At 63.8% G+C, this 20,171-nt stretch carries 19 protein-coding genes and 1 tRNA gene; 7 read left to right on the forward strand and 13 right to left on the reverse strand.

Translation table 11 applies throughout. From position 1 onward, the window contains the following. Positions 1–11: 11 nt before the first annotated feature. The 8 genes from PU724_RS11830 to map all read right to left on the reverse strand — a co-directional run bounded on the left by PU724_RS11830 (position 12) and on the right by map (position 7,220). Complete coding sequence (locus PU724_RS11830) at positions 12–410, reverse strand: cytochrome C oxidase subunit IV family protein (protein WP_127392867.1); 399 nt, start codon at positions 408–410, stop codon at positions 12–14. A 26-nt stretch (positions 411–436) separates the two neighbouring features. Next, a complete protein-coding gene (locus PU724_RS11835; RefSeq protein WP_127284346.1) occupies positions 437–1,159 on the reverse strand; it encodes a heme-copper oxidase subunit III family protein in 723 nt (240 codons plus the stop codon). An 11-nt stretch (positions 1,160–1,170) separates the two neighbouring features. Beyond that, positions 1,171–1,875: a cytochrome c oxidase subunit 3 gene (locus PU724_RS11840; RefSeq protein ID WP_354422094.1), complete on the reverse strand. Its 705-nt coding sequence runs from the start codon at positions 1,873–1,875 to the stop codon at positions 1,171–1,173. Continuing rightward, entirely contained in the window at positions 1,872–3,641 is a 1,770-nt protein-coding gene (locus PU724_RS11845; RefSeq protein WP_127284344.1) for a cytochrome c oxidase subunit I, read from the reverse strand. Before PU724_RS11845 ends, PU724_RS11840 begins: the two co-directional genes overlap by 4 nt. Positions 3,642–3,662: 21 nt before the next feature. Continuing rightward, positions 3,663–4,535 (reverse strand): cytochrome c oxidase subunit II, encoded by an 873-nt coding sequence (locus PU724_RS11850; RefSeq protein ID WP_127284343.1) that lies wholly within the window; start codon positions 4,533–4,535, stop codon positions 3,663–3,665. A 154-nt stretch (positions 4,536–4,689) separates the two neighbouring features. Beyond that, entirely contained in the window at positions 4,690–5,466 is a 777-nt protein-coding gene (locus tag PU724_RS11855; protein WP_426213194.1) for a TIGR01458 family HAD-type hydrolase, read from the reverse strand. A gap of 130 nt (positions 5,467–5,596) precedes the next feature. Further along, entirely contained in the window at positions 5,597–6,367 is a 771-nt protein-coding gene (gene radC, locus PU724_RS11860; RefSeq protein ID WP_354422089.1) for a RadC family protein, read from the reverse strand. A gap of 25 nt (positions 6,368–6,392) precedes the next feature. Continuing rightward, positions 6,393–7,220 (reverse strand): type I methionyl aminopeptidase, encoded by an 828-nt coding sequence (gene map, locus PU724_RS11865; protein WP_292350753.1) that lies wholly within the window; start codon positions 7,218–7,220, stop codon positions 6,393–6,395. A gap of 231 nt (positions 7,221–7,451) precedes the next feature. Between map and PU724_RS11870 the strand changes: the two genes are divergently transcribed. The 3 genes from PU724_RS11870 to PU724_RS11880 all read left to right on the forward strand — a co-directional run bounded on the left by PU724_RS11870 (position 7,452) and on the right by PU724_RS11880 (position 8,578). Beyond that, entirely contained in the window at positions 7,452–7,838 is a 387-nt protein-coding gene (locus PU724_RS11870) for a hypothetical protein (RefSeq protein WP_354422087.1), read from the forward strand. A gap of 108 nt (positions 7,839–7,946) precedes the next feature. Beyond that, on the forward strand, positions 7,947–8,168 hold the full coding sequence (locus tag PU724_RS11875; protein ID WP_426213195.1) for a hypothetical protein: 222 nt from the start codon (positions 7,947–7,949) through the stop codon (positions 8,166–8,168). 113 nt (positions 8,169–8,281) lie between these two features. After that, entirely contained in the window at positions 8,282–8,578 is a 297-nt protein-coding gene (locus PU724_RS11880) for a DUF982 domain-containing protein (protein ID WP_292104664.1), read from the forward strand. Positions 8,579–8,604: 26 nt separating this feature from the next. On the opposite strand, the gene PU724_RS11885 is transcribed toward PU724_RS11880, so the two are convergent. Continuing rightward, positions 8,605–8,766, reverse strand: a complete 162-nt coding sequence (locus PU724_RS11885) for a hypothetical protein (protein WP_354422478.1) — start codon at positions 8,764–8,766, stop codon at positions 8,605–8,607. 571 nt (positions 8,767–9,337) lie between these two features. Between PU724_RS11885 and PU724_RS11890 the strand changes: the two genes are divergently transcribed. Beyond that, on the forward strand, positions 9,338–11,542 hold the full coding sequence (locus tag PU724_RS11890; protein ID WP_354422085.1) for a CHASE2 domain-containing protein: 2,205 nt from the start codon (positions 9,338–9,340) through the stop codon (positions 11,540–11,542). A gap of 146 nt (positions 11,543–11,688) precedes the next feature. Here the strand turns inward: PU724_RS11890 and PU724_RS11895 are convergent, their stop codons facing one another. After that, entirely contained in the window at positions 11,689–12,561 is an 873-nt protein-coding gene (locus tag PU724_RS11895) for a FecR family protein (protein ID WP_354422083.1), read from the reverse strand. Positions 12,562–12,752: 191 nt separating this feature from the next. On the opposite strand from PU724_RS11895, the gene PU724_RS11900 reads away from it, so the two are divergent. Continuing rightward, on the forward strand, positions 12,753–14,678 hold the full coding sequence (locus PU724_RS11900) for a TPR end-of-group domain-containing protein (protein ID WP_354422081.1): 1,926 nt from the start codon (positions 12,753–12,755) through the stop codon (positions 14,676–14,678). 148 nt (positions 14,679–14,826) lie between these two features. Here the strand turns inward: PU724_RS11900 and PU724_RS11905 are convergent. The 3 genes from PU724_RS11905 to phaC all read right to left on the reverse strand — a co-directional run bounded on the left by PU724_RS11905 (position 14,827) and on the right by phaC (position 18,393). Beyond that, positions 14,827–14,901: transfer RNA gene (locus PU724_RS11905), tRNA-Glu, on the reverse strand. A gap of 175 nt (positions 14,902–15,076) precedes the next feature. Continuing rightward, positions 15,077–16,228, reverse strand: coding sequence for a YcbK family protein (locus tag PU724_RS11910; RefSeq protein WP_245493296.1), 1,152 nt, complete (start codon positions 16,226–16,228; stop codon positions 15,077–15,079). A 326-nt stretch (positions 16,229–16,554) separates the two neighbouring features. Then, positions 16,555–18,393 (reverse strand): class I poly(R)-hydroxyalkanoic acid synthase, encoded by a 1,839-nt coding sequence (phaC, locus tag PU724_RS11915; RefSeq protein ID WP_127283310.1) that lies wholly within the window; start codon positions 18,391–18,393, stop codon positions 16,555–16,557. Positions 18,394–18,490: 97 nt separating this feature from the next. Between phaC and PU724_RS11920 the strand changes: the two genes are divergently transcribed. Both PU724_RS11920 and PU724_RS11925 read left to right on the forward strand, forming a co-directional pair. Next, entirely contained in the window at positions 18,491–18,901 is a 411-nt protein-coding gene (locus tag PU724_RS11920) for a hypothetical protein (protein ID WP_320319937.1), read from the forward strand. A gap of 46 nt (positions 18,902–18,947) precedes the next feature. Continuing rightward, the gene (locus tag PU724_RS11925) at positions 18,948–20,165 is read left to right on the forward strand and encodes an LL-diaminopimelate aminotransferase (protein ID WP_292102008.1); all 1,218 of its coding nucleotides are present in this window, start codon (positions 18,948–18,950) and stop codon (positions 20,163–20,165) included. Positions 20,166–20,171 lie beyond the last annotated feature (6 nt).

Below are 20,171 nucleotides of genomic sequence, written 5' to 3' on the forward strand. Positions count from 1 at the left end.
CCGGCTGAGCGTCAGGGTCCGGCACCGAAAAACGTGATGCGGGTGAAAAGCGTGTAGTCGGACTCGAAGACCATCATCATCGTGAACACCAGCACCAATATCGGCGGCAGGATGATCGCATAGGCCAGCGCCAGCCTTTCCCAGGCCATGTGCATGAAGACAGCGACGATCAGCCCGGCCTTGAGCATCATGAAGATCAGGATCAACGACCATCTGAGATAGCCGTGCAGACCGAAATAGTCGACCAGGTAGGAGCAGGTGCTGAGGATGAACAGCCACACCCAGACCACCAGATAGAGCTTGATCGGATGTTCCTGATGCGCCTCGGCTACGGCGACCGTCGCAGCATCATGCGCGTGGTCGCCGTGCAGTGCGTGTTGCCCGAGGCCGTTTGCGGTTGCTTCAGCCATAGCTTCCTCTCACCAAAGCCTGCCTCTCACCAAAGATAGAAGAAGGCGAAAATGAAGACCCAGACCAGGTCGACGAAGTGCCAGTACAGACCCATGATCTCGACATTCTCGTAGCGGCCCCTGCGGCTGGTGAAGAAGCCGGGCCGTCCGACATCGTAGTCGCCACGCCAGACCTTGCGTGCCACGATGATCAGGAAGATCACGCCGATGGTCACATGCGTGCCGTGGAAACCGGTGATCATGAAGAAGCAAGAACCGAACTGCGCGGCGCCCCATGGGTTGCCCCAGGGCCGCACGCCCTCGGTGATCAGCTTGGTCCATTCGAAGGCCTGCATGCCGACGAAGGTCGCACCGAGCGCCGCGGTCAAAAGCATCAGGATCGCGGTCTTGCGGCGGTCGTGGCGGTAGCCGAAATTGACCGCCATGGCCATGGTGCCGCTGCTCGAGATCAGCACGAAGGTCATGATGGCGATCAGGATCAGGGGGATCTCCTGGCCGCCGATGCGCAGCGCAAAGACCTCGCTCGGGTTCGGCCACGGCACACGCGTCGATATGCGCGCGGTCATGTAGGAGAGCAGGAAGCAGCCGAAGATGAAGGTGTCGCTGAGCAGGAAGATCCACATCATGGCCTTGCCCCAGGACACGTTCTTGAACGCGCGCTGGTCCGAGGCCCAGTCGGCGGCAATGCCTTTCAAGCCGGCCGGCCTTGGCGCCGTTTGGCCGCTATGCGTCAGAGTCGTCTCGGACATACCCTGCCTCCTCAGGTCAGCAGCCCACGGCAAATGTCGATGAATGTGGCGGCCCAGCCGGCCAGAAGGGCGAAGATGCAGAGCCAGACGAAAAGCAGGAAATGCCAGTACATGGCGCAGAGTTCGACGCCGAGGCGCAGCCGCTCAGGCCGCGAGCCGTTCCAGGCGCCGACGCTGGTCTTGCCGAGACCGATCAGGCCGCCCAGTATGTGCAGACCATGCATTCCGGTGATCAGATAGAAGAAGCTGTTGGCCGGGTTGGCAGCCAGCAGGTAGCCGTCCTCGGTCAATTGCCGCCACGCCATTAACTGTCCGATCAGGAAGGCGAAAGAAGTGAAACCGGCCGTGGCAAGGCCGAGCCGGACATTGTCGATCTGGCCCTTGCGCGCGGCGACCACGGCGCATTGCAGCGCGATGCTGCTCAGCACGAGAACGCCGGTGTTCAGCCAGAGCAGGCGCGGCAAAGGCAGCGGCCGCCAGTCCGACAGGCCCATGCGCATGAAATAGGCGCTGGTGAAAAGCGAGAACAGGCAGCCGACCACGGCGAGGAAGACGCCGAGCCCGATCTTGGCGGTGGGCAAGGCCGACCGGTCGAGGCCGACGAAATCGCCGGCCAGGCCTTGCTCCAGCCACGGCTTGGCGGTCAGCCGCTGGTGCGAAAGCCACCAGCCGGCAAAGCCGGCGATCACAGCCAGGAAGACCAGGATGACGCTCATGCCGGCTCCTTGGAGAGGCCGAAATTGCCCGGCACGTTCTGCGGAATGAAGTCCTCCTTGGCACCCGGCACGCTGTAGTCATAAGCCCAGCGATAGACGATCGGCAGCTCCTTGCCGAAATTGCCGTGAGCCGGCGGCGTCTGCGGCGTCTGCCATTCCAGCGTCGTCGCCCGCCATGGATTGCCGCCCGCCTCGCGGCCATGGCGGATGCTCCAGATCAGGTTGAACAGGAACACCATCTGGGCGAAGCCGACGATGAAGGCCATGATCGAGATGAACGAATTCAGATGATGGGCCGACTCCGTCATGATCGTCATGTCGGTCAGCTCCGCGTAGCGCCGCGGAATGCCGATCAGGCCGAGATAGTGCATGGGGAAGAAGATCAGATAGGCGCCAAGGAAGGTCACCCAGAAATGGAACCGGCCGAGCGTCTCGTCGAGCATGCGGCCGGTGACTTTCGGGTACCAGTGGTAGATCGCGCCGAGGATTACCAGGATCGGGGCGACGCCCATGACCATGTGGAAATGGGCGACGACGAACATGGTGTCCGACAGCGGCACGTCGACGACGACGTTGCCGAGGAACAGGCCGGTCAGCCCGCCATTGACGAAGGTGACGATGAAGGCGAGCGCGAACAGCATCGGTATGGTGAGATGGATGTCGCCGCGCCACAGCGTCAGCACCCAGTTATAGACCTTGATGGCGGTCGGGATGGCGATGATCAGTGTGGTGGTGGCGAAGAAGAAACCGAAATAGGGGTGCATGCCGCTGACATACATGTGGTGCGCCCAGACCACGAAGCTCAGCGCGCCGATGCCGACGATGGCCCAGACCATCATGCGATAGCCGAAGATGTTCTTGCGCGCATGGGTGCTGATCAGGTCGGAGACGATGCCGAAGGCCGGCAGAGCGACGATGTAGACCTCGGGGTGGCCGAAGAACCAGAACAGATGCTGGAACAGGATCGGGCTGCCGCCATTGTGCTGCAGTTGTTCGCCCATCTCGACGATCGCCGGCATGAAGAAGGAGGTGCCGAGCACGCGGTCGAGCAGCATCATGACGCAGGCGACGAACAGCGCGGGAAAGGCGAGCAGCGCCATCACGGTGGCGGTGAAGATGCCCCAGACGGTGAGCGGCAGGCGCATCATCGTCATGCCGCGGGTGCGCGCCTGCAGCACCGTCACGACATAGTTCAGGCCGCCCATGGTGAAGCCGATGATGAACAGGATGAGCGAAGCGAGCATCAGGATGATGCCCCAGTCCTGGCCGCCGGGCGTGCCGGTCATGATGGCCTGCGGCGGGTAGAGCGTCCAGCCGGCGCCGGTCGGTCCGCCAGGCGCAAAGAAGCTCGACACCAGAACCAGCACGGCCAGCAGGTAGATCCAGTAGCTCAGCATGTTGACATAGGGAAAGACCATGTCGCGCGCGCCGACCATCAGCGGGATCAGGTAGTTGCCGAAGCCGCCGAGGAAGAGCGCAGTGAGCAGGTAGATCACCATGATCATGCCGTGCATGGTGATGAACTGGTAATAGGCCTCGGGGGTAATGAAGTCGAAGGTCCCGGGGAAGCCGAGCTGCAGCCGCATCAGCCAGGACAGGCTGAGCGCGACGAAGCCGATCGCCGTTGCCGTCGCCGAATACTGGATGGCGATGACCTTGGCGTCCTGCGAGAAGACGTACTTCGTCCACCAACTGTGCGGATGGTAGAGCTCCATTTCCGCGACTTCGGCGGGCGGGACGGCATCTGCAGGCGTGATATCGACCATGGCGGCACCTCCGTGCCCTGTTCAGCGAGCCTCGACAGTTTCGAGCTTTGCCGCAACGTTCAGACCAGACGCCGTCGCCTGGTCGGCCGAGCCCGTCTTCTGGGGCGCCGACAGTTGCGCGAAAGTCTGCTGCTGGCCCAGCCAGGCCAGGTAGTCCTGTTCGGTGTCGACCATGACCACGCCGTGCATCAGCGGGTGGCCCTGGCCGCAGAGTTCCGCGCACAGGACCTGGAAGGTTCCGGTCCTGGTCGGCGTGAACCAGAAATAGGTGACCGAGCCCGGGATCATGTCCATCTTGGCGCGGAATTCCGGTATGTAGAAATCGTGCAGCACGTCGACCGAGCGCAGCACCATCTTGACCGGCTTGCCGATCGGCAGGTGCAGATCGGCGGCCTCGACCACGACGTCGTCCTGGCCGTTGGGATCGCCGGGGATGACGCCGAGCGGATTTTCAGCCGTTATGTCGCGGGTGTCCGAGGTGCCGAGCTTGCCGTCCTTGCCGGGCAAGCGGAAGCTCCATTGCCATTGCTGGCCGATGACCTCGACCTCGGTCGCGTCGCTCGGGACATTGACGAAGCGGCTCCAGACGAACAGGCCGGGCACCAGGAGAGCGGTGACGCCGACCCCGGTGATGACCGTCAGCCACCATTCGAGGCGCTTGTTCTCCGGTTCATAGGCGGCGCGGCTGCCCTCCCGGTGACGGAAGCGGAACACGCAATAGGCCATGAAAAGCACCACGGCGGCGAAGACGACGCCGGTGATCCAGAAGGTTATGATGATGGTGTGGTCGATATAGTCCCAGTTCGAGGCAATCGGCGTCCACCACCATGGGCTCAGGAAGTGAAACAGCACCGAGCCCACAACAACCAAAACGAGTACAAGCGCAATGGCCATGTCCCGTCCTCCCGGCAATCGAGGGGGCGCGGAGCCGTCCCGGCGAGTGCCAAGATCATCATAGCGTGATTTGCGGTTGAAATTCCAGAGCCGACTATGGGTAGGAAATATATGTGGACAAAGTGGCGCGTCCTGCGGTCGCGGCGGCTGGATTTCAGTCCGGACCGGAGCGCGCGATGATCCAGTCGGCCGCCGCCGCGAGATCTGCGACGGTCGCGGTCGGCGGCGGGTCGAACCGCTTTTCGTCGCCGCGGCGATATTTGCCGGTGCGCACCAGCAGGGCGCCCGAAAGCCCCGCGCGGAGCGCGCCGGCTATGTCGGCCTCGGCGTCGTCTCCGACCATGATGGCCCGATCCGGCGGGCAGTTCATCGAGGCCAGCGCCGAGAGAAAGAATGCCGGTGACGGTTTGCCGAGAACGGTGGCGCGTTTCAGCGAGGCAAATTCCAGCGCCGCCACGAACGGTCCCGCATCGAGGCTGAGCCCGCCGTCGGCATCGCGAAAGGTCCGATTGGTGGCGAGAGCCAGCAGTTCGGCCCCCGCGGTCAATTCGCGGAAGGCGTCGTTCAGCACCGCATAGGTCAAGGTCTCGCCGGCATCGCCGATGATGACGGCGCGCTTGTCGCGGTCCGGCAGTTCGTGAAAGTCCGGCTCGAGACCGGGGTGGACCAAAAGATATGGCGCGCGGCCATTGCGAAGCAGCCATTCGCGCGCGGCCTGCGCCGGCGTGAAGACGTCCGCCTTGGCCGCGATCAGGCCAATCGCCGCGAGATGGTCGAGAACCCGTTGCTTCGACGAGCGCGTGGTGTTGCTGACGAAGCGTATGGAAAAACCGGCCCGCCGCAGACGGGCGACGGCGTCGACCCCGCCCGATATGGCGGTCCCGCCATCATAGATGACGCCTGCGAGGTCCAGCAGCACGCCCCGTGTCATCGGTTCAGCATGACGAGTAGTCCGCTATGCGTCAAATGCGAAAGGAACGAGGTTGCGGCGAAGAGCGGTCCTGCTACTTGTGCTTTCGTCGAGCCATGTCGCCAGCGCGGGGCGGAGATCGACACCGAGCTCAGATCAACAGCAGTCCCTTCATACTCGCATTGCCTTTCCTGCCGATGATGAGGTGGTCGTGGACGGCGATGCCGAGCGGCTTTGCGGTGTCGATGATCTGCTTGGTCATCTCGATGTCCGCGCGCGACGGGGTCGGGTCGCCGGACGGATGGTTGTGCACCAGGATGATGGCGCTGGCCGAGAGTTCCAGCGCGCGCTTGACCACCTCGCGCGGATAGACCGGCGTGTGGTCGACGGTGCCGACCTGCTGCACCTCGTCGGCGATCAGCCCGTTCTTCTTGTCGAGGAACAGCACGCGGAACTGCTCGCGGTTCTCGAAGGCCATGACTGACCGGCAATAGTCGAGAAGCTGCGTCCAGTTCGCGACGATTTCGCGGCCGCGCACCTCGCCGCGCGCCATGCGCTGCGCCGAAGCAGCGATCACCTTCAGGTCGACCGCCACCGAGGGGCCGATGCCCTTCACCTCCTGCAGCAGCGCCACTGGCGCGCCAAGCACTTCGGCGAAGGTGCCGAAGCGCGCCAGCAGCGCCTTGGCGATCGGCTTGGTGTCGACGCGCGGGATCAGCCGGAAGAGCAGCAGTTCGAGAAGTTCGTAGTCGGGGAGGGCGTCGGCGCCGGCGGCCGTGAAACGCTCGCGCAAACGGTCGCGATGGCCATGATAGTGCGGCTGTTCTGGTGTCGCCTTCTTTTCGGCCGTCGCTTTGCCGGCCGGCGGTTCGATCCACCGCTCGGAGAAAAATCCCCGCTCGTCATCGCCGGTTTTTCCCATGCCTGCCCCCTGAAAGGACGGAAGACTAGGCCGGCAGGCCGGGGCGGTCGAGTTTTTTCGGCGAGAGCGTGAAGATCTCGCAGCCGGTGTCGGTGACGCCGATCGTGTGCTCGTACTGCGCCGACAGCGAGCGGTCGCGCGTCACCGCCGTCCAGCCGTCCGACAGCACCTTCACATGCGGGCGGCCGAGATTGATCATCGGCTCGACAGTGAAGATCATGCCCGGCCGCATCTCGACGCCTTCGGTGGCGGTGCCGTAGTGCAGGATGTTGGGCGCGTCGTGGAAGAGCTGGCCGACGCCGTGGCCGCAGAAATCGCGCACCACCGAGCAGCGCTCTGCCTCGGCATAGGTCTGGATGGCGGCGCCGATGGCGCCGGTGCGGGCGCCGGGCCTGATCGCGGCGATGCCGCGCATCAGGCATTCATGGGTGACCTCGAGCAGGCGCTCGGCGGCGCGCTTGATGGTGCCCACCGGATACATGCGCGAGGAATCGCCGTGCCAGCCGTCGAGGATGTAGGTGACGTCGATGTTGACGATGTCGCCATCCTTCAGCGGCTTGTTGTCGGGAATGCCGTGGCAGACGACATGGTTGATCGAGGTGCAGGACGATTTTGTGTAGCCGCGATAGTTGAGCGTTGCCGGCAGCGCGCCATGGTCCATGCCGAACTCAAAGACGAAGCGGTCGATCGTCTCGGTGGTGACGCCGGGCGCGACCATCGGCACCAGCTCGTCGAGGCAACGGGCGGTGAGCTCGCAGGCCTTGCGCATGCCGGCAAAGCCTTCCTCGCCATAGAGGCGGATCTGGCCGGTGTTTCTGAGCGGTGCCGTGGCGGCGTCGAGATAGGTGACCATTTACGTTCGTTTACCGGGTGGGTTGGCTTCTGATACGAGCCGTCGCGAAAATCTCCCCAGATTTGGCACCGGAAGCCGCAAGGTTCAAGGACGAACTGCCGCAGACGGACTTAAGCCCGCTCTATTTGGCCCGTAAGGCGGATTGTCCCAGCCTTGTCCGGCGCCGGATCGGCGCGGTGCTTTCCTTTTGCGGCTCGACCGGATAGGGCGAAGGGAAGAGTTGGAGACTTGATGGCGTCCACGCGCGCAAGATCATCGCCGTCGCTGATCAGGGCGGCCTGCTCGGGGCTGATGGCCCTGCTGCTGGTGTCGCTGCTCGGTCTCGCCCAGCAGCAGGCGATCGGCGCTGCCGCTTCGGGCGGCGCCGGCATCAGCGTGGCGCGGCAGGGCGAGCAGGTCGCGCTGCTGCGCATCACCGGCAAGACGCGGGCGCTCGAAATCCGCGCCGGCCGGGCGCTGCCGGTCAAGTTCCTGAGCAGCGGAACCGGCGCGCTTGCGCCGGCGACCCTTGCACTCCTCGTCGACCAGGTTTCGCCGATCCAGGCGGCAGCCGCGCCGGCGGCTCCACACTTGCGGCAGGCGAGCAGCAACCAGCCGCGCGCGCCGCCTTTCGCTTGATCCCAGCGGTCGCGGACCGCGCCTTCAACCATTCCCCATTCTTTCGCGTCGCGTGCGCGCGGCGGCCGTCGGCCGTCCGTCGCCGCGTGGCGCGCCATTTTCGGAAGCATGCTCAATGCAACGCATCAAGACATTCAAGACACTGACGCGCGGTGCCTCGGCCGCGCTGTTTCTCTCGGTTCAGGTGATCATCTGCATCGGAACCGTTTATTGGGCGGTCGCCGAGACGCTCGGCATGGCGGGAACATTTTCGCCGTGCCCTCGGCCTACGCCCTGTTCTTCGTCAGCCGCATGGCTTTCGAGGCAGAGACCGATCCGGCCAACCAATGAGCGCAGGCCGGGCTTACCGCACTCAGGACACATTCCTGAGTCAAAAGCCCGGCCAAAGCGATTTTTCAGGACGAACGCCGGTGCCGTGACAGCACCGGTCGGGGAGACTTGGAATGGACAGATTGCAATTCGAGGTGCCGGTGCGCATTACCCCGGCGCCCGGCCTGCCGGTCGAGGAGATCTACGGCGTCGAGCAGGCGCTGGATTTCCTGCAGGCATGGCCGACGCGCCGCCAGGGCAAGGTCCATGAGGCCGCCTTCAATGCCTGCTTCGGCGCCACGGTGGACGTGGTCAAGACCGAGGATGCCTGCCGCGCGTTCATGGCGTTCTGCCGCGTCAGCGGCCTGCTCGCCAGGGACATGATGGTTCCCGGCAAGCGCGGCGGCGAGGCGAGGGGACTGCGGGCGTAGCTTGCATCGCCCGCCTTCGCCGGCATCTAGCGGCTGAATTTCAGGTCCGGCTTGTCGCCGTCCCATCCCTGAAGCCCTCCAGGCGCCTCGCGAAAGCGCAGGCACCTTGTGCCCCTCTTGCCGGAAATGCAGATCTGGTCGACGTCGCTCGACTTGCTGGTTCCAGATTCCGGCTGATGCTTGCTCACTTGACCTGTTCAATCTCCGGAGCCGGCGTCTGGTCCGTCGCTGGAGCCGGCGCGCAGTCTTGCCCCTTGCACTCCAGGACAGGGTCCTCAGCCGGGGGCAGGCAATTTTGCCCCTCGCAATGAACTGCCGGCTGCTCTGGCACCGCTTGCCCGTTCGGCGGAGCAGGCTGCTCCTCAGCGCTAACGGCCAGCGGCCCTGCCAGGCCGCCAATGGCCGCGCACAGAAGTGCCATCCGAAGCAAATGCATTCCCGCCTCCACGGCTGAGAGCAGGTCGAACTTTACACTTTCGAGCTGAGGCCGACTCCTGTCACGCGCGAACGGCGTTAACAGCGCGTTTCTGTCCGAGGCGGATTCCGCCTCTTTGGATGGAAGCGATCTCGCGTTTTCGGCGGTTGAGTCGTCGTGGCTACGCAAGTCGCCAGCGCCAGAACTGCACTACTCCTTAGGGCGGTAGGGTTAGCGATTGCGCTTTCGCCGGGAACAATGCAGCCTAGCCTGGGGTTCGAGAAGCTACTTCCCGGCGGGACCATGCAGGACGGATTCGCGGCACGGCAACTGGTGCAGAGGTCATGACACGCGCTCAGTTGGCCGGCGTCGTCCTGGGCCTGTCGCTGGTAGCGGCGCTGACCATTGTCCGGGCGAGCGACCCGCAGCCGTTGAGACTCGCCCGCGAAGCGACGTTCGACCAATATCAGCGGCTGGCACCTCGCAGCTTCGAGGCGATGCCCGTCCGCGTGGTCGACATCGACGAGGCTTCGTTGCGGCAGTTCGGGCAGTGGCCGTGGCCCAGGGATCGCATGGCGGCTCTGGTCGATAGGCTGACGGAGCTTGGCGCGGCAGTCATCGCATTCGACATCCTTTTCGCCGAGCCCGATCGTCTGTCGCCTCGCACTGTTGTCCGCGACGTGCCAGGCATCGATCCTGCCCTGCTCGATCGCCTGCCCGACAACGACGAGATCTTCGCCCGGTCGATCGCCGGCAAGCCGGTTGTCCTGGGTTACGGCATCTCCAACGAAGGGAACTATCATCCGCAGGTGAAGGCTGGCATTGCCTTTACGGGCGAGAGCCCGGTCGATGCTCCTCCCCATATCAAGGCAGCCACACCGCTGCGGCCGCAGCTTGAGGCCAATGCCGCCGGCATCGGACATATCAGCCTCAATCCAGGCAAATCGACCGCTGTCGTGAGGACAGCTCCACTCTTTCTGAGTGATGGCGAGCAGCTCTATCCGGGTCTTGCTCTCGAAGCCATGAGGGTAGCGCAGGGCGCCTCCACCTATCTGATTGCCGGCGCGCCGGAGGGGCAGGGCATAATGACCTCCGTCAAGATCGGCGACTTCGTTATCCCGGTGACCTCGGCAGGCGAACTCTGGCTCTATGTCAGCCCCGACAGGGCGGAACGGTATGTTTCGGCGAAGGACGTGCTTGCACCCAATGGCGTCTCGCCCCAAACAAGGGCCGCGATCGAGGGCAACATCGTGTTTGTCGGCACCTCCTCCGCCGGGCTGCAGGATATTCGTGTCACGGCGCTCGGTGAGAACGTGCCGGGCGTGTCGCTCCACGCGCAGATGGTTGAACAGGTACTGTCCGGCCACTATCTGTCGCGGCCCGACTGGGCAAACGGGCTGGAAATCGCGTCGATCGCGATGCTGGGCAGCCTTCTGGTGCTTCTCACGATTTTCGTGAGCCCTGCGATTGCTCTCGCCTGCGGCCTGGCGATCACCGGCATGGCGCTCGTTGCATCATGGCTTGCCTTTTCGCTTGCGGGACTGCTGTTCGACCCGTTTGCGCCAATCGTCATGGGCTCGATGACGCATTTCGCGACCACCTCTTTCCGCTTCCTGGTGACTGACCGGGAGCGGCGCGCGATCCGGCGGGCGTTCGGTCAATATTTGTCGCCATCGCTGCTCTACCGTATCGAGCACACCCGCGACGCGCTTCGCCTTGGCGGCGACGACCGCGAGCTGACCGTGATGTTTGTGGATGTACGCAACTTCACAGAGATCAGCGAAAGACTGCCGCCCACCGCCGTCGTGGGGTTTCTGAACACGCTTCTCGACGCGCTCAGCCGTCATGTCACCGCCAATGAAGGCACACTCGACAAGTTCATCGGCGATTCGATCATGGCCTTTTGGAATGCCCCGATCGATGTCGCCGATCATCCCGCCAAAGCCGTTCGCGCGGCATTGGCCATGCGCGAGACGATTGCTCGTCTCAACGAAAGCGACGCATTCGGATTCGGGGCCGAGCAGACGGTTCGCATCGGCATCGGAATCCATACCGGCGTCGCCTGCGTCGGAAACATGGGTGCCGAGTCGCGATTCAACTATTCGGCGGTGGGCGACGCAGTGAACACCGCAGCGCGTATCGAGACGGTGTGCAAGACGGTGAGCTTCGACATCCTCGCGTCCGACGACACCGTAAGATCGCTGCCAGGCTGGGCTTTCCTCGACGCGGGATCGCTGGAGCTCAAGGGAAAAAGGGCGAGGACGAGAATCAATGCCGTCGTCGGCGATGAAAGTGTTGCCTCGTCGCCGGATTTTGCGGAATTGCGGCTTCTGCACGGCAAGCTCATCGAGGCGTTGCGTTCGCGCTCGCCAGGCAGCCGAAAGATCATCGCGGCGGCCAAAGCCAAGGCCGCGGGCCTGCCGGCGGGCCTGCAGGACTTCTATGGCAGGATATCGCGCAGAGCGGATGATTTTCTTGCCAAACGGGCGGGAGCGGCGGTGGAAGCGAATGCCGGCTATGCGGAGCAACAATTCGGCTCCAACTCCTGACCTGCATTTGGACAGGGCAGTTGGCCGCCGCGCTCGCTGCTCTTTTTCGGCCACACCGATCTAGAAGGACTCAGCCCCGACCGGCCAGCGAAGCCGAGCACAGGACGCGCCAGGAAAAAGAGCGGCTGTCTGTTGCGCTTGCCCTATCAGTATTTTCGGCCAGGACCGTAGGATTTTCCGGGATTGCTGGGGTCGTGCTTGCCCGGGTCATTTCCATGACCGTTGTTGCCGTCATCCGTTGGCGGGGCCGGCGGGTCCGGCGGATCCGGCGGATTGGGTGTGCCCGGACTGGGTGGACTGGGCGCCCGTTGCTGCTGCGGCCGCGGCGTATGCTCCTGCTGAATGGCGGCCGCAAGCCCGCAATTTCCGCCGGTACCGAAGCCTCCCGAAAGCTGCTGAGTGCCGGTCAGAAACGGCAACGCCCGCTGGGTGCCGAGTGCGGTGAGCACAGATCGATTGACCTTGGTAACGTCGCTCATTGCGCCTGATGGCGAGGCGACCACACAATCGCAGCGCTGCTTCAGTTCCCTGCATCCGCCACCGCTGCAGAACCGAGCCGACCCCTTCAGGAGCACGACGGCGGTTTTGCCGTTGGGCGCGATGTGAACGTCGAATGCTGTTCCCCGCACGCCTATCGTGCCCGCGGGCGTGACGATCTGGTAGGCGGACGAGGACGAGCTTCCGCTTATCCAGCGAAACGTTCCTTTGGCGGCGCGGATGGTAAGGTTCTTCACCGAATTATCATCGTTGAAGACGTACTTGTCGATGACGACGGAAGAACCCCACCCGACAGCCAGTTTGGTGCCATCAAGGAACACGAATTGGCCAAGCCCGGTATTGGATGTCCTGATACGTTCGTCCCGATGAACGGGCGCGCTGACCACCAGCGGTCCGGTTGCGCCGGTGACGGCAGTCTTGATCACGACGGCCTTGCCGACTGTTTCGGCGGCGGCTATCGGTGTCGTATTGCTGAGCGTCGCGGCAAGCGCGACAATAGCAGCCCACCTCAAGGACGGCATGGCATCCCTCCTGCCATGGCTTATTAGCACATGCGCAAAAGGCTGTCCTTACGTCAGGGCATACCTCAAATGGAGTAGGGCAGAGCCACAATCCCACCTGATGCCCAAGGGCTGCGGCAGCGGAATTTCCATGTAGCACGTACCATCGAACCTGATACTTTGGACTTCTCTGAACAACTCGGACTTCACTTATGGAGCGCCGGCTTACCGCGATCCTCGCTGCCGATGTGGTCGGCTACTCCAGGCTCATGGGGCTGGACGAGGCGGGCACGCTGGCGGCGCTGAAGACCCACCGACGCGAGATGGCGGACGCCAAGATTGCCGAACACCGGGGGCGGATCGTCAAGCTCACCGGCGACGGCATGCTGGTCGAATTCCCAAGCGTGGTGAACGCCGTGGCGTGTGCCGCCGAGATCCAGCGCAAAATGCGCGAGCGCAATGTCGACGTTTCGGAAGACAGGCGGATCGAGTTCCGCATCGGCGTCCATCTCGGCGATGTCATTGTCGAGGACAACGACATTTACGGCGACGGCGTCAACATCGCGGCGCGTATCGAGAGCATGGCCAGGCCGGGCGGCGTAGCAGTATCCGGCTCGGTCCGCGACAATGTCGGCAACCGGCTCGACTTGGCCTTCGAAGATACGGGCGAGCAGATGCTGAAGAACATCGAGCGGCCGGTCAGGGTCTATAACGTCGACCTCTTCGCAGACGTGCCGCCCCGATCCATTGCCTCGATCGCTCGAGAGAAAGCCGAGCCGGCCATCCGGGCCAAGCCGTCGATCGCCGTCCTTCCCTTCAACAACATGAGCGGCGACCCCGAACAGGAGTATTTCTCTGACGGAATCACCGAGGACATCATAACGGACCTCAGCAAGGTCGGCGCACTGGCGGTCACTGCGCGCAACACGACCTTCGCCCTCAAAGGCAAGGCAATGGACGTGAGCGAAGCGGCGCGGCAATTGCGCGTTTCGCATGTGCTGGAAGGCAGCGTGCGCAAGGCGGGTAGTCGCGTTCGCATCACCGCGCAGTTGATCGACGGGATGAGTGGGCATCATCTGTGGGCCGAGCGCTACGACCGCGATCTCAACGACATATTTGCGCTCCAGGACGAGATCGCGCGGGCCATCGTCGATGCCCTGAAAATCCGGCTGATGCCGGCCGAGCATGCTGCCATCGGCAAGCGCACGACCGAGAACGTCGAAGCCTATCAATATTACCTGATGGGACGGCAGCATTTCCTGCGCCTGGGCCGTCGCAATCACCTTTCCGCCCGACGCCTCTACCAGCGAGCGCTCGAGATCGATCCCGAATACGCGCTGGCGCGGGCCGGGCTGGCGCTGGCTGAAGGCATGTTGCTGAGATCCGGAGATCGCAGCGCAAATCTTGTCACCTTGAGCGCCGAGGCGCAGCGCGCGCTGGCCTTGGACTCGACGCTGGCGGAAGCACACGTGGCCGACGCGATGGCACATTTCCAGAAGGAGCAGATCGAGCTGGCAGGCGTTGCCTGCCGGCGAGCAATCGCGCTCGATCCCAATCTCTACGAGGCGCACAGGACCCTGGGCGACGTGCTGCGCATGGAGCGCAAGTTTGCAGAGGCCGCAGCCGCCTATGAGAAGGCGGCGGAGGTCGATCGCAACAGCTATGGTGCGATGTGCATGCTGTGGGATTGCCGCAAGACCCTGGGCGACGAGGAGGAGGCCCACAGGCTTTCACGGGGGGTGCTGACCCGCATCGAGAAAGCCATGCAACTGTATCCGGACGATGGGGCAGCCTATGCCTATGGCTGTTACATCCTCCACAATCTCGGCCTGGAGGAACGCGCCCTTGAGTGGGCCGAGCGCGCGATCACCATCGATCCGGAGGACTACAACAGCCACTACAATGTCGCGTGTTTCCTGGCGGCGATCGGCGCAGTCGAAAAGGCTATCGACACGTTGGAGCACAGCGTGCCGCAGCTTGGATTGCAGCAAGTGCACTGGATGGCGCAGGACGTGGATATGAATCCGCTGCGCGATCATCCGCGCTATCGGGCGCTGATCGAGAGCCTCGAGATCAGCTTGGCCGAGGCGGAAGGCCGATCAACCAGCGGGCCCGAAACGCGGCCTAGTGGAACTTAGAGCCACTTCCCGTGCAGGACTGCGATGACGGCTGTGGGGGGCCACAGGGAACGCCGAGGACAACACAGCGCTGCGCTCGGTGGAACAACTCTCTCGTTTGTTCGGAAGCGTCTTCGAACACTCAATGAAATCAAGGCACTTGGGAATTTGGTACGCCCAAGGGGAATCGAACCCCTGTTACCGCCGTGAAAGGGCGGTGTCCTGACCGCTAGACGATGGGCGCGCTCAGATGAAGCGGCTTATAATTGCGTTGTTCGCAACCGGCAACCCGTCTGCCGCCGCCTGCGACAACTTTTTTCAACAGTGGCAAAAATCGCGATTTGGGCACGCCGGGAGATGGGTTTCGAGCCCAAGCGGTTTCGGAAACGGTGCCGGCAATCGGCAAGGCTGGTGAAGGATCAGCCGTCGCCGCCGCCGCTGCGCCGGCGGCAGCGCCAGTTCCAGTCGCGCTCGGGACCGACGTCAACATGGATGGATTCGGTGTGGCAGTAGGTGCCGACGCCGCCGCGGCCGGGCATGGAGCGGACGTAGCTTGCCAGCTCCCATTTGGAGACGCCGGGAACCTGGATGTCGGCGGCGGCGCAATACATGTGCAGCGAATTCTTGGCGCCGTTGGCGCGGCGGTTGCGGGACGGGTCGCGATAGCCTGAGGTGACGACCATCTTGCGGCCATAGTGGCCCTCGATCGTCTTCAGCACCCGCACCAGCGACGGCTTCAGGCAGGCGACGTCGACGCTTTCGTTCTGCTTCAAGAGGCCGTTGGGCGCGAGCCGCGCCATGCCGGCGGCCGACGCCACCTGGTAGGAGCCGCCCTCATCCTCGTTGAGGTCGACGTCGCTCTCGTCGTCGATGCCGGACTTGCGCTTGATCTCGAATAGCGCCGTCTGGCGCACGCCGGGCAAGGCATCGGCGCCGGTGATGTGGTTGCTCGGGTCGTCGAGCGAGGCCAGTTGCACCGGCTTTTCGGCCGGGGTGGCGGAAGCGAGCGTGATGATCGGCTTGGCGGGCGCAGTCGCCTTGGCGGCCGCCGGCTGTTCGCCCGAGCGCGTGTTGACCAGCGGCGTGGGCGCCGCCGACGCCGGCGCGGTGCTGAACAGCGAGGCAAACAGGCCCTTCTTCGGCGCGGCGATCGGCTGCTGGGGTGCTTCGCCGGCGGTCACGTAGACGCCGTTGTTCATCGGCCGCGCGGCGGCCTCGGCCTGCGGCTTGGCTGCGGTCGCGGCGGCATCGCCAGCGGCGACCTGCTGCGCGACGGCCTGCGTCTGCTCGGCTGCCTGGGCCTGCTGCACCAGTGGCTGCGGCGTGTTGCCGGCGATGGTGTCGGCGCCGGCGGGCACGTTGATCGGGAAGGCCGATCCGGGCTTCGTCACCGGTACGTAGGCAACCTTCTCAGGCAGAGGCTTGTCGTCCTCGCTCATCACGGTCGACACCGCCTCCGATGAGGCCGACGTCACCTGCAGAGACGAATCGGTCGAGGTCGCTGGCTTGGCGCCGGTTGCAGCGCTCATCTCGGTGGTGGTGGTATTGTAGCCGGGCATGCCGACCGACATCGTGGGGTCGCCGGCGGAGGTGCAGGAGGCCAGAAGCACTGAGAAAAGCGCTGCCGCAATGCTGCGACCTTCCCTCCGCGCGAGACGCCAACCACCTGATCTCAAAACTAAATTCCCCCTCGGTATCCGGCCGTCTGGTCATCGCCGCAGCGTTCTACGCCCCTCGCAACGGCTGTTCTGTTCCCAAACCGGAAACGGGACCTGTGTCAAATCTGCAAGCCTCGGAAGTAATCGTTTTTTCCAGGCGAAATGAAGCCGCCAGATAGTTGACGCCACCATTTCGACCTGTTTTAGCGGGCCGTCAACTCACCAGACATTACAGACTGTTACACGCGCACCTTGACATAGGTGCCCGGCGCATCGCCCAAGGTTTTCATATGCTTGCCGGGTTTGCGCGCCGGCACGCGGGCTTTGTCCTGGGTCTCGACCCAGTGCTGCCAGTGCGTCCACCAGGAGCCGGGATGCTCCACGGCGGCGGCGAACCACTGGCCGAAATCACCCACCGGTTTGCCGCCGGTCCAGTACTGATACTTCTTCGCGGCCGGCGGATTGACGACACCGGCGATGTGGCCGGAGCCCGCCACCACATATTCGACGTTGCCGCCGAAATAGCGCGAGCCGAGGAACACCGACAGCGCAGGCGCGATGTGATCCTCCTTGGTGGCCAGGTTGTAGACGGGGATCCTGATGTCGCCCAGCGAGACGGTGCGGCCGGCAAGCTCCATAGTGCCGCGCGAGAGGTTGTTCTCGAGATAGCAGTTGCGCAGGTAGAAGGAATGGTTGGCCGCCGCCATGCGGGTCGAATCGGCATTCCAGTACAAGAGGTCGAAGGGCAGGGGATCCTTGCCGCGCATGTAGTTGTTGATGACATAGGGCCAGATCAGGTCGCCCGAGCGCAGCATGTTGAAGGCGGTCGCCATCTTGGTGCCGTCGAGATAGCCCTTCTCGTTCATCGACCGCTCGACCGCCGCGACCTGGTCCTCGTCGACGAATACTTTCAGGTCGCCGGCATAGGTGAAGTCGACCTGCGTGGTGAAGAAGGTCGCCGATTTGATGCGGTTGTCGCCCTCTTGCGCCAACAGCGCCAGCGCCGCGGCGAGCAGCGTGCCGCCGACGCAGTAGCCGATGGCGTTGACTTCCTTCTCGCCGGTGGCCTTCTCGACCATGTCGAGGCCGAATTGCAGGCCTTCGCGGATATAGGCTTCCCAACCCTTGGAGCCGTGGCGCTCGTCCGGATTGATCCAGGAGATGACGAAGACGGTGTGGCCCTGCTCGATCGCCCAGCGGATGAAGGATTTCTGCGGGTTGAGATCGAGGATGTAGAACTTGTTGATCCACGGCGGGCAGATCAGCAAGGGACGCTTGAGCACGGTCTCGGTCACCGGATCGTACTGGATGATCTCGGCGACGTCGCTGCGACCGACCACCTTGCCGGGCGTCGTCGCCACGTTCTTGCCGATCTCGAAGGGCGAATAGTCGGCCTGGCGGAGCTTCAGGTCGCCCTTGCCGGCGGCGATATCCTCAGCCAGCATCTTCATGCCGCGAACCAGGTTCTCTCCGTTGGAGGCGACGGTCTCTCGGAACAGTTCCGGGTTGGTCAGGATGAAGTTCGACGGCGCGATCGCGTTGGACACCTGCTTGACGTAGAAGCTGGCCTTGTGGCGCGTGTGCTCGTCGAGACCCTCGGCATGCTCGACCAGATCGGCCGCCCAGCGCGAGGTGACGAGATAGGCCTGCTTCAGGAAATCGAAGAAGGCGTTGCGGCCCCATTCCGGGTCCTGGAAGCGCTTGTCGCCGCGTTCGGGCTTGACGGCGTCGTCAGGCGGCGCCTCGCCATTCGGGCTGACACGCTGGATAGCGTTTGCCCATACCGTCATGTAGCCGGCGAACAGCCGCGTCTGCGCCTCCAGCGCGCGCTGCGGGTCGGCCAGCCAGTACTCGCTGAGCTTGGAGAAGGTCTTGACCATGTCGACGACAGGCTCGGCGACGTGGTCGCGCACCTCGCCCTTCTCGCGCGGCTCGGCCCAGGCGGAAGCCGCCTTGCCGGCCTGCTCGACCATGCGCGCCATGTTCAACGCGAAGCGTTCCGGGTCCTTGACCAGATATTGCTCGACCGACGAAGGTCCGCCATCTTCCGCTTTGTCCGAATCGGCAGCTTTGGACATGGTTCGCGGGGTTCCTCCCGGGGCGTTTTCTTGACATATTATCATGGGACATCTGACCGGGTCCAACACGCTCTAACCCGGCTGCCAGGAAAACAATATGACGATTAATATTGGCAAGACGGTTTTTTCGGACGCCGGTCGCATTTGCCGCATTGCCGCGGCGATGGCGTTGCTGTCGGCCGGCATGCTGGCGGCGGGCGGCTGCTCGACCAGCAACACTTCGAATACGGCGCCGGTCGCCGGCGTCGAAGGACCGAAGGACACCGGTTCCTATCCGAACCTCAACATTCCGCCGCAAGTGGCCGCCAAGCAGCTCACCAAGGAGGAGACGGACGCCAAGCTTGCCCAGTTGAAGGGCGAGCAGCAGGCGCAACTCGCCAAGAGCGGTGGCGGCGGCCAGACCGCAAGCCCGGCGGCGCTCAACTCGCTGGCCAAGAACCATGGCGACCAGGCGCTGAAGCAGATCGAGACGAAATGCGATCCCGCCCTCGACCCTAGCTGCAATTAGGGATATATCGCGCGCCGAAAACCACCTTTGAATGTCTGGAACTGACATGGAAGAATTTCACAAGGTCCGCCGGCTTCCGCCTTACGTGTTCGAGCAGGTCAACCGGCTGAAGGCCAGCGCCCGCTCGCGCGGCGCCGACATCATCGACCTTGGGATGGGCAATCCGGACCTGCCGACGCCGAAGGCCATCGTCGACAAATTGTGCGAAGTGGTGCGCGATCCGCGCACGCATCGGTATTCCTCCTCGCGCGGCATTCCGGGCCTGCGCCGCGCCCAGGCGGCGTACTATCAGCGCCGCTTCGGCGTGAAGCTCAATCCCGACACGCAGGTGGTGGCGACGCTTGGCTCGAAGGAAGGCTTCGCCAACATGGCGCAGGCGATCACCGCGCCCGGCGACGTGATCCTCTGCCCGAATCCGACCTATCCGATCCACGCTTTCGGCTTCATCATGTCGGGCGGCGTCATCCGCTCGCTGCAGGTGGAACCCGACGACGGCTTCATCCCGGCGGTCGAGCGCGGCATCCGGCACTCGATCCCGAAGCCGCTGGCGCTGATCCTCAACTATCCGTCGAACCCGACGGCGCTGGTTGCCTCGCTCGATTTCTACAAGGACGTCGTCGCCTTCGCCAAGAAGAACGACATCATCATCCTGTCGGATCTCGCCTATTCCGAGATCTATTTCGACGGCAATCCGCCGCCCTCGGTGCTGCAGGTGCCGGGCGCGATCGACGTCTGCGTCGAGTTCACCTCAATGTCGAAGACCTTTTCCATGCCCGGCTGGCGCATGGGCTTCGCCGTCGGCAACGAGCGGCTGATCTCGGCGCTGACGCGGGTGAAGTCCTATCTCGACTACGGCGCCTTCACGCCGATCCAGGTGGCGGCGGCGCATGCGCTCAACGGCGACGGCGCCGACATCGCCGAGGTGCGCGAGGTCTACCACAAGCGCCGCGACGTGATGGTCGATTCCTTCAGCCGCGCCGGCTGGACCATTCCGGCGCCGGCGGCCTCGATGTTCGCCTGGGCGCCGATCCCGGAGCAGTTCCGTCACCTCGGCTCGCTCGAATTCTCCAAGCTCTTGATCGAGCACGCCGACGTGGCGGTGGCGCCCGGCGTCGGCTTCGGCGAGCATGGCGACGATTTCGTGCGCGTGGCGCTGGTCGAGAACGAGCACCGCATCCGCCAGGCGGCCCGCAACATCAAGCGCTTCCTGGCGTCCACCGCCAAGCAGCCCAACAATGTGGTGCCGCTCTCCGCGCACCGCTGAGTTCGC

It is taken from the genome of Mesorhizobium abyssinicae, assembly GCF_049887195.1.
In the GTDB taxonomy this organism is placed as follows: domain Bacteria; phylum Pseudomonadota; class Alphaproteobacteria; order Rhizobiales; family Rhizobiaceae; genus Mesorhizobium; species Mesorhizobium abyssinicae.